Origin of the sequence: Pseudomonas sp. WC2 (assembly GCF_050586545.1) — a bacterium.
Classification (GTDB): Bacteria; Pseudomonadota; Gammaproteobacteria; order Pseudomonadales; family Pseudomonadaceae; genus Aquipseudomonas.
In genome coordinates, this window is record NZ_JBOBDR010000018.1 from 21,584 (window position 1) to 35,774 (window position 14,191).

Annotated in this window: 13 protein-coding genes; 10 read left to right on the forward strand and 3 right to left on the reverse strand. The window is 58.2% G+C overall.

Translation table 11 applies throughout. The annotated features are described in order from the left end of the window. Positions 1–179: 179 nt before the first annotated feature. The gene (prpD, locus tag ACQ4OE_RS20920) at positions 180–1,664 is read left to right on the forward strand and encodes a 2-methylcitrate dehydratase (RefSeq protein WP_430947758.1); all 1,485 of its coding nucleotides are present in this window, start codon (positions 180–182) and stop codon (positions 1,662–1,664) included. Here the strand turns inward: prpD and ACQ4OE_RS20925 are convergent. Beyond that, positions 1,657–2,562 carry a DMT family transporter gene (locus tag ACQ4OE_RS20925; protein WP_430947805.1) on the reverse strand — a complete coding sequence of 302 codons (906 nt, stop codon included), beginning with the start codon at positions 2,560–2,562 and terminating at the stop codon, positions 1,657–1,659. The two genes, prpD and ACQ4OE_RS20925, sit on opposite strands and share 8 nt — an antisense overlap. A 116-nt stretch (positions 2,563–2,678) precedes the next feature. Between ACQ4OE_RS20925 and ACQ4OE_RS20930 the strand changes: the two genes are divergently transcribed. Beyond that, positions 2,679–4,088, forward strand: a complete 1,410-nt coding sequence (locus ACQ4OE_RS20930) for a PLP-dependent aminotransferase family protein (protein WP_430947759.1) — start codon at positions 2,679–2,681, stop codon at positions 4,086–4,088. 121 nt (positions 4,089–4,209) lie between these two features. Here ACQ4OE_RS20930 and ppsR read toward each other — a convergent pair whose 3' ends face one another. After that, complete coding sequence (gene ppsR, locus ACQ4OE_RS20935; protein WP_008076822.1) at positions 4,210–5,028, reverse strand: posphoenolpyruvate synthetase regulatory kinase/phosphorylase PpsR; 819 nt, start codon at positions 5,026–5,028, stop codon at positions 4,210–4,212. Between the two features lie 174 nt (positions 5,029–5,202). On the opposite strand from ppsR, the gene ppsA reads away from it, so the two are divergent. The 8 genes from ppsA to ACQ4OE_RS20975 all read left to right on the forward strand — a co-directional run bounded on the left by ppsA (position 5,203) and on the right by ACQ4OE_RS20975 (position 13,357). Further along, the gene (ppsA, locus tag ACQ4OE_RS20940; protein WP_430947760.1) at positions 5,203–7,578 is read left to right on the forward strand and encodes a phosphoenolpyruvate synthase; all 2,376 of its coding nucleotides are present in this window, start codon (positions 5,203–5,205) and stop codon (positions 7,576–7,578) included. 99 nt (positions 7,579–7,677) lie between these two features. Next, positions 7,678–8,667: an alpha/beta fold hydrolase gene (locus ACQ4OE_RS20945; protein ID WP_430947761.1), complete on the forward strand. Its 990-nt coding sequence runs from the start codon at positions 7,678–7,680 to the stop codon at positions 8,665–8,667. A 218-nt stretch (positions 8,668–8,885) separates the two neighbouring features. Further along, positions 8,886–9,377: a ribonuclease E activity regulator RraA gene (rraA, locus tag ACQ4OE_RS20950; RefSeq protein ID WP_430947762.1), complete on the forward strand. Its 492-nt coding sequence runs from the start codon at positions 8,886–8,888 to the stop codon at positions 9,375–9,377. 22 nt (positions 9,378–9,399) lie between these two features. Then, complete coding sequence (locus ACQ4OE_RS20955; RefSeq protein ID WP_122592577.1) at positions 9,400–10,395, forward strand: zinc transporter ZntB; 996 nt, start codon at positions 9,400–9,402, stop codon at positions 10,393–10,395. A gap of 63 nt (positions 10,396–10,458) precedes the next feature. Then, complete coding sequence (locus tag ACQ4OE_RS20960) at positions 10,459–10,707, forward strand: hypothetical protein (RefSeq protein ID WP_008076827.1); 249 nt, start codon at positions 10,459–10,461, stop codon at positions 10,705–10,707. A 2-nt stretch (positions 10,708–10,709) separates the two neighbouring features. Continuing rightward, the gene (locus tag ACQ4OE_RS20965) at positions 10,710–11,534 is read left to right on the forward strand and encodes a mechanosensitive ion channel family protein (protein ID WP_007916401.1); all 825 of its coding nucleotides are present in this window, start codon (positions 10,710–10,712) and stop codon (positions 11,532–11,534) included. A gap of 90 nt (positions 11,535–11,624) precedes the next feature. Next, positions 11,625–12,215, forward strand: a complete 591-nt coding sequence (gene sigX / locus ACQ4OE_RS20970) for an RNA polymerase sigma factor SigX (RefSeq protein WP_430947763.1) — start codon at positions 11,625–11,627, stop codon at positions 12,213–12,215. A 107-nt stretch (positions 12,216–12,322) separates the two neighbouring features. Continuing rightward, positions 12,323–13,357 carry an OmpA family protein gene (locus ACQ4OE_RS20975; protein WP_064391269.1) on the forward strand — a complete coding sequence of 345 codons (1,035 nt, stop codon included), beginning with the start codon at positions 12,323–12,325 and terminating at the stop codon, positions 13,355–13,357. Between the two features lie 70 nt (positions 13,358–13,427). Here ACQ4OE_RS20975 and cobA read toward each other — a convergent pair whose 3' ends face one another. Then, complete coding sequence (gene cobA / locus ACQ4OE_RS20980; protein ID WP_430947764.1) at positions 13,428–14,186, reverse strand: uroporphyrinogen-III C-methyltransferase; 759 nt, start codon at positions 14,184–14,186, stop codon at positions 13,428–13,430. Positions 14,187–14,191 lie beyond the last annotated feature (5 nt).

Sequence of the window (14,191 nt, forward strand, 5' to 3'; positions counted from 1 at the left end):
CGAACAAACTGTAGGAGTGAGCCTGCTCGCGATAGAGGACTGACATTCAGCACAATGTCGTCAGACACACCGCCATCGCGAGCAGGGTCACTCCTACAGGGGAATGTGTTCCAACAATAAGAAATCGTTAGCCCTGAACCGAGGTCCCATCAACGAACCACTTCACGAGTGAATCGAACATGAGCGCCAACGTCGACCTGAACAACCGCCCCGACTACGACCGTGTCCTGCAGGACATCGCCGATTACGTCCTCACCTTCAAAACCGAATCTGCCGAAGCCCTCGATACCGCCCGCAACTGCCTGATGGACACACTCGGCTGCGGCCTGCTGGCACTGCGCTTTCCCGAATGCACCAAGCACCTCGGCCCGATGGTCGAAGGCACGGTGGTTCCCTACGGCGCACGCGTTCCGGGCACTTCATTTCGCCTCGACCCGGTCAAAGCCGCGTGGGACATCGGCTGCATCGTCCGTTGGCTCGACTACAACGACACCTGGCTCGCCGCCGAGTGGGGCCATCCCTCCGACAACCTCGGTGGCATTCTCGCCGTGGCCGATCACCTTTCGCAGAAACGCCTGGCCAACGGTGAAGCGCCGCTGACAATCCGCGACGTGCTCGAAGCGATGATCATGGCCCACGAGATTCAAGGCGTGATCGCTCTGGAAAACTCCTTCAACCGTGTAGGACTTGATCACGTCATCCTGGTGAAAGTCGCCTCGACCGCCGTTACCGCCAAACTGATGGGCGCCAATCGCGAGCAATTGTTGTCGGCCTTGTCCCACGCCTTCGCGGATGGCCAGGCGCTGCGCACTTATCGTCACGCACCGAATGCCGGCTCGCGAAAATCCTGGGCAGCGGGGGATGCGTCGAGTCGTGGTGTGCGCCTGGCTGACATGGCCATGCGGGGCGAGATGGGCATTCCCGGGGTTCTGACGGCAAAACAGTGGGGCTTTTATGACGTTCTGTTCAGCCACACCAACAGCGATCTGGCGCTGAAACCCGCAGACAAGCGTGCCTTCACTTTTTCGCGGCCCTTCGGCAGTTATGTGATGGAAAACGTCCTGTTCAAGATCAGCTTCCCCGCTGAATTCCACGCGCAAACCGCCTGCGAAGCGGCGGTGACGCTGCATCCGCAAGTGCGCAATCGCCTGCATGAGATTGACCGCATCATCATCACCACTCACGAATCGGCGATCCGCATCATTTCCAAAGTCGGGCCGTTGGCCAATGCTGCCGACCGTGACCATTGCATCCAGTACATGACCGCCGTGCCGCTGGCCTTCGGCAATCTGGTCGCTGAGCAGTACGAGGATGATTTCCACAAGGCGCACCCGATCATCGATGTGCTGCGCGAGAAAATGCTAATCGTCGAAGAGCCGCGTTTCACCCGCGAATACCTCGAAGCTGACAAACGCTCGATTGCCAACGCCGTGCAGGTGTTTTTCAAGGACGGCAGCAGCACTGAAAACGTCGTGGTGGAGTACCCGATCGGCCATCGTCGCCGCCGCGCCGAGGGCATTCCGTTGCTGGAGGACAAGTTCAAGGCCAACCTCGCCACACGTTTCACCGGTCAGCGCAGCGGCGAGATCTTCGCGTTGTGCAAGGATCAGGCGCGGCTTGAAGCCACTCCGGTTAATCGCTTTGTGGATATGTGGGTTATCTGAACCACTTTTCCACAGGCAATTTGGTGATCGCGAAACCGCTCAACAGGATCGCCGAATAGATCATCAGCTCCCGGGACAGGGTTTGCCCCTCGTACCAGGCGCCGATGATCACGGCGAACACCGGGAAAATGATGAACACGAACGACAGGATGATCGGGCTCAGGCGTTTGAGCAGCAGAAAATACACGATGAATCCGCCCACCGATGCCACCAGCCCGAGATAGAGCAGGGCGGCCCAAGAACGCGTGGTGATGTCCTGAAACGCCGGCGTCTCAACGCTCAAACCGACGATAAATAACGTCGCCCCGGCAATGCCGATGGGCAGCGTGTTGTAGGTGATCACGCTGATCGCGCTGCCGTGTTTTTTTGTCACCACGTAGCACAGCGCATGCATCACCGCCGCACTCAGAATAGCCAGCACTCCCAGCCATTCGGCCTGATCCAGATGCAGACCCTGGCTACGAATGATCATGAACAGACTGGCGAAACCAATGGCGATGCCGAGCATCTGCGACGGGTAGATTTTCTCGCGCAGGAACAGCGCAGAAAACAGCAGGATAAACACCGGCATGCAACTGAACAGCAGCGCTGTCAGCCCCGATGACACATGCATTTCGCCGTAGTTGAGCAGGTAATAGGGCAGGCTGAAATACGACAGCGTGACGAACACGAAAAACCAGCGACTTTGCCGGGGAAACAGCAGCGGTTCCTTGCGCAGCAACGCGAAACTCAGGAACAGCGGAAACGCAATGAGAAAGCGCAGTCCGGCGGCGGTTAGCGGAGGCACGCTTTCCACGGCAATCTTGATCCCCAGCCATGTGGTGCCCCAACTCAGGCAGACGATCAGAAACAAGCTGCTGGTGAGCAATCCGGCTAGCCAGGGTTTGCTGATGGTCATCGGTGTGCTGACGGCGGTCGACATGATGTGCGTGCTCCGAGCAGTGGAATTGACCTCAGAGATGAAACGGTCTATTCCTGATTGAACCTGTTTTCAGCACGCTATTCGGGGCGAGAATGACTGTCAAAGTAAGTATTGCCACGGTGTCAATGCTCCGTGACGCTCTCAGCAATGGTTCGGGCGTAAAGTACAAACGCCTTGCCGATGGCGTCGCGCAGGCCATCGAGGAGGGTGTGATCGAGGCTGGCGGCAAATTACCGCCGCATCGGCTATTGGCCGACAGCCTGGGCGTGACCATTGGCACGATCAGTCGTGCCTACGGTGAGCTGGAACGTGTGGGGCTGGTCGTCGCCCGTGTAGGCGATGGCACTTACGTGCGTCAGAAGGGGATGGAGTGCCTGCAGGACAAGGGCTTTCGCAATGTCAGCGATGAGCCGCCGGCGTGCCTGGACATGAGCCGGAATCAGCCGATGCCCGGGCAGGAAACCGAATTCATGCGGCAAAGCCTGCTGGATCTGGCCAATGAACCGGGCGTCTTGCGCCAATTGAGCGGGTACACCGCTGAAGCCGGAATGGCGCGGCATCGGGTGGCGGGGGCCGTTTGGCTCAGCCATGGCGAATTCGTGCCCCACGCTGATCAGGTGCTGTGCGTCAACGGCGGCCAGCACGGTTTGCTGTGCGCGTTGATGGGTTTGCTCAAGGCGGGGGATACGCTTGTCACCGAGCATTTGTCCTACCCCGGCTTGATCAGTGTCGCTCGTCAGCTCGGGATAAAACTGATCGGCGCAGCGATGGATGACGAAGGACTTTTGCCATCAGCGCTGGAGGATATCTGCCGCCAGCATCGCGTTTCGGCGCTGTATTGCACGCCGACGATCCAGAATCCTACGGCGGCAGTGATGTCCGTCCCACGGCGCGAGGCGATTGCCGAGGTCTGCCGCCAGCACAATCTGCTGATCATCGAGGACGAAGCCCATGCGGTGCTGGATCGTCAGCGCCCGCTGCCGCTCAGTTATTTCGCGCCGGAGCGATCGATACTGATCGGCAGCTTGAGCAAGGCTGTTTCAGCGGGGTTGCGCGTCGGTTATCTGCACGCGCCGCAAGCGTTGATCGGGCGTATCAGTTCAGCCATTCGCAACACGTGCTGGATGGCCAATCCTTTATCGATGGAAGTGGCGAGCCTGTGGATCGAAAACGGTATGGCTGAGCATTTGCTGGATGAGCAGATCAGCGAGATCGCTCGGCGCAAAGCGCTGGTTTCGCCGGTGGTGGAGGCCTTGAATTACAAGACGCACGCCTTCAGTCCGCACTTCTGGGTGGAAGTCCCCGAGTTGTGGCGCGCCTCGCAAATTGCGGCGGAGTTGAAGGAAAACAATTATCTGTTGGCCACTGCTGAAGCGTTTGCGGTCGGGCATGCAGCGGTGCCGCAGTTTATTCGGGTAAGTGTGTGTAATTCGGTGGGGGATGATCGGTTGTTGCTCGGCGGGTTTGAGGCATTGGCCAGGGCATTGACTGAAACCGTGTAATCGTTCTTCGCGAGCAGGCTCGCTCCCACAGGGGGTTGGGGTGAATGCAAAATGTGCAAACACCCGAGAATCCTGTGGGAGCGAGCCTGCTCGCGAAGGCCTCAGCCCAGGTACCACTAACCTACTTGAACCGCCGCTCCACACCTTTCTCCACCAGAATCTTCGCCGAAATCTCTTCCACCGAAAAATGCGTGGAGTTGATGTTGGGAATGTTCTCGCGGCGGAACAGGTTTTCCACTTCGCGCACTTCGAACTCGCACTGGGCGTAACTCGAATAACGGCTGTTGGGCTTGCGTTCGTTGCGGATCGCGGTGAGGCGGTCCGGGTCGATGGTCAGGCCGAACAGCTTGTGCTGGTGGGCGCGCAGGGCGGCCGGCAGGGTCAGGCGCTCCATGTCGTCTTCGGTCAGCGGATAGTTCGCCGCGCGGATGCCGAACTGCATCGCCATGTACAGACACGTCGGCGTTTTGCCGCATCGCGACACGCCCACTAGTATCAGATCGGCTTTGTCGTAATAGTGCGTGCGCGCCCCGTCGTCGTTGTCGAGGGCGAAGTTCACCGCCTCGATGCGCTCCATGTAATTGGAGTTGTGGCCGATCGAATGCGACTTACCGACGGTATAGGAAGAATGCTCGGTCAGTTCCTGCTCCAGCGGGGCCAGGAAGGTCGAGAAAATGTCGATCATGAAACCATTGGAGGTTGCGAGAATCTCACGGATGTCCTGATTGACGATGGTGTCGAAGATGATCGGCCGGAAGCCGTCGGTTTCGGCGGCTTTGTTGATTTGTTGTACCATGGCCCGCGCTTTTTCAACGCTGTCGATGTACGGTCGCGTGAATTTGCTGAAGGTAATGTTTTCGAACTGCGCCAGAAGGCTTTGACCCAGGGTTTCGGCGGTGATGCCGGTGCCATCGGAGATAAAGAAAGCAGATCGTTTCATTTGCACCTTGGGCCTTAAGCTAATGAGCATTTCTGGATATGATAGGCGCGATTTGTCGGCCGCGACTGGCCCGCATTCTCACTTATTTTCCAGGTCCAGGCCATACAACCGGCCAACGCTCCCCCGAGCTGCCGGTTTCTGAGCTTTTCCAACACAGTTAGTGGAGAGATCACCTTGGTAGAGTACGTAGTTTCCCTCGATAAGCTCGGCAAACACGATGTTGAGCATGTGGGGGGCAAGAACGCATCCCTGGGCGAGATGATCAGCAACCTGGCAGGCGCCGGTGTGTCGGTCCCTGGCGGCTTTGCCACCACCGCCCAGGCCTATCGCGACTTCCTCGAACTGAGCGGCCTCAACGACCAGATCCACGCGGCCCTCGACGCGCTCGACGTCGATGACGTCAACGCCCTGGCCAAGACCGGCGCACAGATCCGTCAATGGATCATGGAAGCCGAATTCCCCGAAAAACTGAATGCCGAGATCCGCACCGCGTTCGCCGCGCTGTCGGCCGGCAACCCTGACGTGGCCGTGGCCGTGCGTTCTTCCGCCACCGCCGAAGACCTGCCGGACGCTTCGTTCGCCGGTCAGCAGGAAACCTTCCTGAACATCCGTGGTGTGGAAAACGTTATCCGCGCCGCCAAAGAGGTGTTCGCTTCGCTGTTCAACGACCGTGCGATTTCCTACCGCGTGCATCAGGGCTTCGACCACAAACTGGTCGCCCTGTCAGCTGGCGTGCAGCGCATGGTGCGTTCGGAAACCGGTACTGCCGGCGTCATGTTCACCCTCGACACCGAATCCGGTTTCCGTGACGTAGTGTTCATTACCGGCGCCTACGGCCTGGGCGAAACCGTCGTACAAGGCGCGGTGAACCCGGACGAATTCTACGTGCACAAGGGCACGCTGGAGGCCGGTCGTCCGGCGATCCTGCGTCGCAACCTGGGCAGCAAAGCCATCAAGATGATCTACGGCGACGAGGCCAAGGCCGGTCGTTCGGTCAAGACCGTCGATGTCGACAAGGCTGATCGTGCACGTTTCTGCCTGAGCGACGCTGAAGTCAGCGAGTTGGCCAAGCAAGCGATGATCATCGAGAAGCACTATGGCTGCCCGATGGACATCGAGTGGGCCAAGGACGGTGACGACGGCCAGCTGTACATCGTGCAGGCGCGCCCGGAAACCGTGAAAAGCCGCACCCAGGCCAACGTCATGGAACGTTACCTGTTGAAAGAAACCGGCACCGTTCTCGTTGAAGGTCGTGCGATTGGCCAGCGCATCGGCGCCGGTAAAGTGCGCATCATCAAAGACGTCTCCGAGATGGACAAAGTCCAGCCGGGCGACGTGCTCGTATCCGACATGACCGACCCGGACTGGGAACCGGTCATGAAGCGCGCCAGCGCCATCGTCACCAACCGTGGCGGGCGTACCTGCCACGCGGCGATCATTGCCCGTGAACTGGGCATTCCGGCAGTGGTGGGTTGCGGCAACGCCACCCAATTGCTGAAGGATGGCCAGGGCGTGACCGTTTCGTGCGCCGAAGGCGACACCGGTTACATCTTCGAAGGCGAACTGGGCTTCGACATCAAGAAAAACTCCGTGGATGCCATGCCGGAGCTGCCGTTCAAGATCATGATGAACGTCGGCAACCCCGACCGCGCCTTCGACTTTGCGCAGCTGCCGAACGCGGGCGTGGGTCTGGCCCGTCTGGAATTCATCATCAACCGCATGATCGGTGTGCACCCGAAAGCGCTGTTGAACTACGACGGTCTGCCGCAGGAAATCAAGGAAAGCGTCGACAAGCGCATCGCCGGTTACGGCGATCCGGTCGGTTTCTATGTCGAGAAACTGGTTGAAGGCATCAGCACCCTCGCTGCCGCGTTCGCGCCGAAGAAAGTCATCGTGCGTCTGTCGGACTTCAAGTCCAACGAATACGCCAACCTGATCGGCGGCAAGCTGTACGAGCCGGAAGAAGAAAACCCGATGCTTGGCTTCCGTGGCGCTTCGCGTTACATCAGCGAATCGTTCCGTGACTGCTTCGAACTCGAATGCCGCGCGCTGAAGCGTGTGCGCAATGAGATGGGCCTGACCAACGTCGAAATCATGGTGCCGTTCGTCCGTACCTTGGGCGAAGCGAGTCAGGTTGTCGATCTGCTCGCCGAAAACGGCTTGAAGCGCGGCGAAAACGGTTTGCGCGTGATCATGATGTGCGAACTGCCTTCCAACGCGATTCTGGCTGAAGAATTCCTCGAATTCTTCGACGGATTCTCGATTGGCTCCAACGACCTGACTCAGCTGACGTTGGGTCTGGACCGTGACTCGGGCATCATCGCGCACCTGTTCGATGAACGTAATCCGGCGGTCAAGAAGCTGCTGGCCAACGCGATTGCCGCGTGCAACAAGGCTGGCAAGTACATCGGTATCTGCGGTCAGGGCCCATCCGACCACCCGGATCTGGCCAAGTGGCTGATGGAACAGGGCATCGAAAGCGTGTCGCTGAACCCGGACACCGTGCTGGAAACCTGGTTCTTCCTTGCCGAAGGCCAAGCGCCGGCCTGATCGGTATGTGAACGGCCCGCTTCCTTTTGTGGGAGTGGGCTTTGAGATTGAAGTAGGGCGGGCTCCTGTGGATGCCGCCCTTTTTTGTGCAAGAGCATTATGCAAAGCAGCAGCAACCTATTTCCTGTCGCCCTGATCAGCGCCGAGCGGCGCGGCGATCTGAGCGAAGACGTTTATCGTTTGAAACCCGGCAACAGCCCCGATTGGTCGGTGGAAATCGCCGTCACCCGTTTGGGCATGGCCGATGATTCGGCGCCGCGCGGTGTGCCGGTGATTCTGTTGCACGGCAGTTTTTCCAACCGACGCTTCTGGTTTTCGCCAAAAGGTCTGGGGCTGGGCGCGTATCTGACGCGGCTGGGTTTCGACGTGTGGATTCCGGAGATGCGCGGCCACGGCCTGTCGCAGCGCAACGAGGACTACCGGCTCAACCGCGTCGCCGATTATGCCCGTTACGACTTGCCGGCAATTGCCGCGTTCGTGCGTGAGCAGAGCGGGCAGATTCCGCACTGGATCGGCCATTCGCTGGGCGGCATCACTTTGGCCGCAGCGCTCGGTGGCGAATACCTCGGCGAGCCTGCCGTGGCCTCGGCGGCGTTCTTCGGCACGCAAGTCAGCCGTACTTACTGGCCGCTGAAAATCCCGCCGGTGGAGTGGAGCAGCCGCTTTATTCTCAAGCGTTTCGCGCAATTGTCCGGCTCACGCCTCAAGCGCGGCCCGGAAGATGAACCGATCGGTCTGGCGCTGGAAAGCATGCGCTGGTATGGCTTGTTCGGCCGTTTTGGCGACAAGGACAAGGATTGGTGGGCAGGCCTGGCCGACGTCAAAGTGCCGGTGCTGGCAGTGACGGCGGCGGGGGACCATCAGGATCCGGCCTGGGCCTGTCGCAAACTGTTCGAGCAGATCGGTGCCGAACACAAGCAATTCATCAATCTGGGTCGTGAGCAGGGCTTCAGCGACAATTTCGGCCATGTCGAAATGCTGGTGAGCAAAGCCGCGCAAACAGAAGTGTGGCCATTGGTGGCGCGCTGGCTGGGCGATCAGCAGACACCGCTGCTGGGCGAGAAGGCGGATTTGGCGGCTGCAGGCTGAGACCGAAAAGGGCATTTCGTTCGGATTGGCTTGCGGCTAAGATATGACGCGTTGTGCGGTTCTGGTCATTTTTAGTGGCTGTTTAGCGATTACGTTTCAGGGTTTGTTCAGGTTCGTTCAGCGACCATGGGATGGACTAAGGTAAACAGCGACCGCCGGATCTCGTCTCAACAGAATGCGTCATCCTTGATCGTCTTCCTTGTTACAGGAGTTTTTCGATGAACCATTACCTTACGCCTGACCTGTGCGACGCCTATCCGGAGCTGGTGCAGGTGCTGGAACCGATGTTCAGCAATTTCGGTGGCCGTGATTCGTTCGGCGGCGAAATCGTGACCATCAAATGTTTCGAAGACAACTCGCTGGTCAAGGAACAGGCTGAACTCAAGGGTGATGGCAAAGTAATGGTGGTTGACGGTGGCGGTTCGCTGCGCCGTGCATTGCTCGGCGACATGATCGCCGAGAAAGCTGCCAAAAATGGTTGGGAAGGGCTGGTGATCTACGGTTGCATCCGTGACGTCGACGTCATCGCGCAGACCGACCTGGGCGTGCAGGCATTGGCCAGCCACCCGATGAAAACCGAAAAACGCGGCGTCGGCGACCTCAACGTCCCGGTGACTTTCGCCGGTGTGACGTTTCACCCGGGCCAGTACATTTATGCGGACAACAACGGCGTGATCATCTCGCCGAGTCCGCTGAAGATGCCTGAATAAGCCTTTCGACAAAGGGATGCGGATGTTCGAGGAAGAAAACGCGCAATGGGGGCTGGTGCATGCCCTGGTGCTGGACGGAAAAGGTGGCGCGCGTTCGATAGCCCGGACTGAGCTCGACGATCTGCAGCTGCAGGCCCATGAAAGCCTGTGGTTGCATTGGGATCGCAGCCATCCGCAAACCCGGACCTGGTTGCGCAAATCCAGCGGCCTCAACGAATTCACCTGCGACTTGCTGCTCGAAGAGAACACGCGTCCACGCCTGTTACCGCTGCCGGATTCCGAGCTGCTGCTGTTTCTGCGCGGGGTCAATCTCAATCCAGGTGCCGAGCCGGAAGACATGGTTTCGGTGCGGATTTTCGCTTCCGCTCAGCGTGTGATTTCTCTGCGTCTGCGTCCTTTACGCGCCACCGATGAACTGCTGGCGCAATTGGCCGATGGCAAAGGCCCGAAAACGTCCTCCGAACTCATCCTTTATCTGGCGCAATTCCTCACTAACAAGGTGCAGGATCTGGTCACTTGCCTCTCGGAAATCGCCGATGAGGAAGAAGAAAAGATGGATGCCGACGAACGGTATACACCCGAGCATGGCGCCATTTTGCACATCCGCCGCAGGGCGGCCGGGCTGAAGCGTTTTCTTGCGCCGCAGCGGGATATTTTCGGTCAGCTGACGCGGATAAAAATGCCCTGGTTCGTCGATGACGATGCCGATTACTGGAACGAATTGAACAACAGCCTGACCCGCTATCTCGAAGAGCTGGAATTGACCCGAGAGCGCGTGGGGCTTGTACTTGAGGCGGAAGACCGGCGCTTGAACGAGCGCATGAACCGCACGATGTACCGCTTCGGGATCATCACCTGCATCTTTTTGCCGATGAGTTTCATCACCGGTCTGCTGGGCATCAACGTTGGCGGAATTCCATTCTCCAGCAGCCCTTATGGCTTCCTGATTGCCTGTTTGACGGTGCTCGCCCTGGCGTTCGGTCAGTGGTGGTTGTTCCGTCGTTTGCGCTGGGTCTGACGATGGCGCATGTGACCCGACCAAATTTGCCCGCGTCTTTCACAGACATCACGAGAGGTGCGTATGCACGATCCGTTTGAACAGTCTTTGCGCGACATGCTCAACGCTTCGCCGTCCAGCCGCGACGACGATGCCTGCCTGGGCCGCGTGCTCAAAACCGCCAACCGCCAGGTTGGCGCCGGTGATCTGTTCAGCCTGCTGGGCCGCTGGCTGCCCGCGCTGATGATCGCCCTGAATAACGGATCGGCCCACGTCTCGCCGGTTTCCCGTCTTCGTAAACCTACCGCTCGCACTGCTGATAAGGCTGATTGAATATGGAACTCGACCTCTGGACTCAGAGCCTCGTCACTGCAATGACTGCGTTGTGGACCAAAGTGGCCAACTTCATTCCGAACCTGTTCGGCGCACTGGTCGTGCTGCTGTTGGGTTTCGTCGTGGCCAAGCTGCTCGATACCTTGCTGTCCAAATTGCTCGCCAAACTGGGTCTCGATCGCCTGATGGGCGGCACCGGTTTGACCAAGTTGATGTCGCGTGCCGGTCTGCAAGTGCCGATCTCGACGCTGATCGGTAAAATTGTCTACTGGTTCGTTCTGCTGATATTTTTGGTTTCTGCAGCAGAATCCCTTGGACTTGAGCGAGTTTCAGCTACGCTGGATATGTTGGCGCTGTATTTGCCGAAAGTATTCGGCGCCGCGCTGGTGTTGCTGGTCGGTGTTTTGCTCGCACAATTGGCCAACGGGCTGGTGCGCGGGGCGGCAGAGGGCGTTGGCCTGGACTACGCTTCGGGGCTGGGGCGAATTGCCCAAGGGCTGGTGATCATCATCAGCATCTCGGTCGCGATCAGTCAGCTCGAGGTCAAGACCGACCTGCTGAACCATGTGATTGTCATCGTACTGATTACCGTTGGTCTGGCCGTTGCGCTGGCCATGGGTTTGGGAAGCCGGGAAATTGCCGGTCAGATTCTTGCGGGAATCTATGTGCGTGAGTTGTATCAGGTTGGGCAACAAGTGCGTGTTGGCGAGGTCGAAGGCCAGATCGAAGAGATCGGCACGGTTAAAACCACATTGCTGACCGATGAGGGTGAGCTAGTCTCTCTCTCCAATCGGATCCTGCTGGAACAGCATGTGAGTAGCCGCTAATCCGGCAAACCCTGCTAATGTATGCCGCCGCAAAATGCCAGCTGATGCTGGCTGCGGTGGACATTGACCTGACTGTCGGCACGACTTGTTTTGAATAAAGCCCAAACGCTATCCACGCGCTACGACCCCCGCGAGCTCTCTGATGAGGAGTTGGTCGCGTGCTCGCATACCGAGCTTTTTCACGTAACGCGCGCCTATGAAGAACTGATGCGGCGTTACCAGCGAACATTATTTAACGTCTGTGCGAGATATCTTGGGAACGATCGCGACGCAGACGATGTCTGTCAGGAAGTCATGTTAAAGGTGCTGTACGGCCTGAAGAACTTCGAGGGGAAATCGAAGTTCAAGACATGGCTGTACAGCATCACGTACAACGAGTGTATTACGCAGTATCGGAAGGAACGGCGAAAGCGTCGCTTGATGGACGCATTGAGTCTTGACCCACTCGAGGAAGCGTCCGAAGAAAAGGCGCCAAAACCCGAGGAGAAGGGCGGACTTGATCGCTGGCTGGTGTATGTGAACCCGATCGACCGCGAAATTCTGGTGCTACGATTTGTCGCAGAGCTGGAATTTCAGGAGATCGCAGACATCATGCACATGGGTTTGAGTGCGACAAAAATGCGTTACAAACGTGCTCTAGATAAATTGCGTGAGAAATTTGCAGGCATTGCTGAAACTTAGTTCAGCGCAAATATCTCTTACGTGTAGGCAAGTTCTGATAGACTTGCCGCCGAGTTGTCCCCCGGTTTGCGGGACTGCTTCACAATCACCAGATGGGGATTTAACGGATGAAACTGAAAAACACCTTGGGCTTGGCCATTGGTTCTCTGATTGCCGCCACTTCGTTCGGCGCTCTGGCACAAGGCCAAGGCGCAGTTGAAATCGAAGGCTTCGCTAAGAAAGAGCAATTCGACAGCGCTCGTAACTTCAAGAACAACGGCAACCTGTTCGGCGGTTCGATCGGTTACTTCTTGACCGACGACGTTGAACTGCGTCTGGGCTACGACGAAGTTCACAACGTACGTGCTGACGATGGCAAGAACGTAAAAGGCGCTAACACCGCTCTGGACGCTCTGTACCACTTCAACAACCCAGGCGACATGCTGCGTCCATACGTCTCGGCCGGTTTCTCCGACCAGAGCATCGACCAGAATGGTTCGAACGGTCGTAACCGTTCTACCTTCGCTAACCTGGGCGCTGGTGCCAAGCTGTACTTCACCGACAACTTCTACGCCCGTGCTGGCGTTGAAGCTCAATACAACATCGACCAGGGCGACACCGAGTGGGCTCCTAGCGTCGGTATCGGTGTGAACTTCGGTGGCGGCTCCAAGCCTGCTGCTGCTCCAGTTCCAGCACCAGCTGAAGTCTGCTCCGACAGCGACAACGACGGCGTTTGCGACAACGTTGACAAGTGCCCGGACACCCCAGCCAACGTAACTGTTGACGCTGACGGCTGCCCAGCAGTTGCTGAAGTTGTTCGTGTTGAGCTGGACGTTAAGTTCGATTTCGACAAATCTGTTGTTAAAACCAACAGCTACGGCGACATCAAGAACCTGGCTGATTTCATGAAGCAGTACCCATCCACCACCACTACTGTTGAAGGTCACACTGACTCCGTCGGTCCTGACGCTTACAACCAGAAACTGTCTGAGCGTCGTGCAAACGCCGTTAAGCAAGTTCTGACCAACCAGTACGGTGTTGAATCGTCCCGCGTTCAGTCTGTTGGCTACGGCGAATCCCGCCCAGTTGCTGACAACAAAACTGAAGCTGGCCGCGCTGTTAACCGTCGCGTAGAAGCGCAGGTTGAAGCTCAAGCTAAGTAATTAGCTGCCGCTCTGAGAAAAGCCCGGCTTAGGCCGGGCTTTTCTTTGTCTGCGATTTGGCTTTCCAGGACTACGCAGCCCCTGTGCAGAAATTGCCGCAGGCTGCGATCTGTTGCTCTTCAACAACGGCCGCGACCGCGCCGATCACCAGAATCGCCGGGCTTTTCAATCCGAAAACAACTGCGTCATCGCTCATGCCCATTAAGTCGCTGCGGCATTCCCGCTGCTCCGGCAACGAAGCATTCTCGATCATTGCCACCGGCGTCTGCGCCGCCATCCCGCCCGCCAACAACTGATCGCGAATCTCCCCCAGTTTGGCCACACCCATGTAAATCACCAGTGTCGTGCCGCCCTGCGCCAGCGCCTGCCAGTTCAATTGGCTGTCGTCCTGGGTGTGCGCAGTCACCAGCGTCACGCCACGCGCGACCCCGCGCAGAGTCAGCGGAATATCACACTGCGTCGCCCCGGCCAGCCCGGCAGTGATGCCATTGACCAGCTCCACCTCAACCCCTCGCTCACGCAGCCACTGCGCCTCTTCACCACCACGGCCGAAAATGCACGGGTCGCCGCCCTTGAGCCGCACCACGCACTTGCCTTGGCGGGCGTAACGCAGCATCAGCCGATGGATAAACGCCTGCGGAGTCGAACGACAGCCACCGCGTTTACCCACGGCGATAATTCGCGCCTCAGGGCAGTGTTCCAGGACCGCGTCGTTGACCAGGTCGTCGATCAACACCACATCGGCCTCACGCAAGGCGCGCACCGCTTTTAGGGTCAGCAATTCGGGATCACCAGGGCCTGCACCCACCAGCCAGACTTTCGCATTCATGTGGT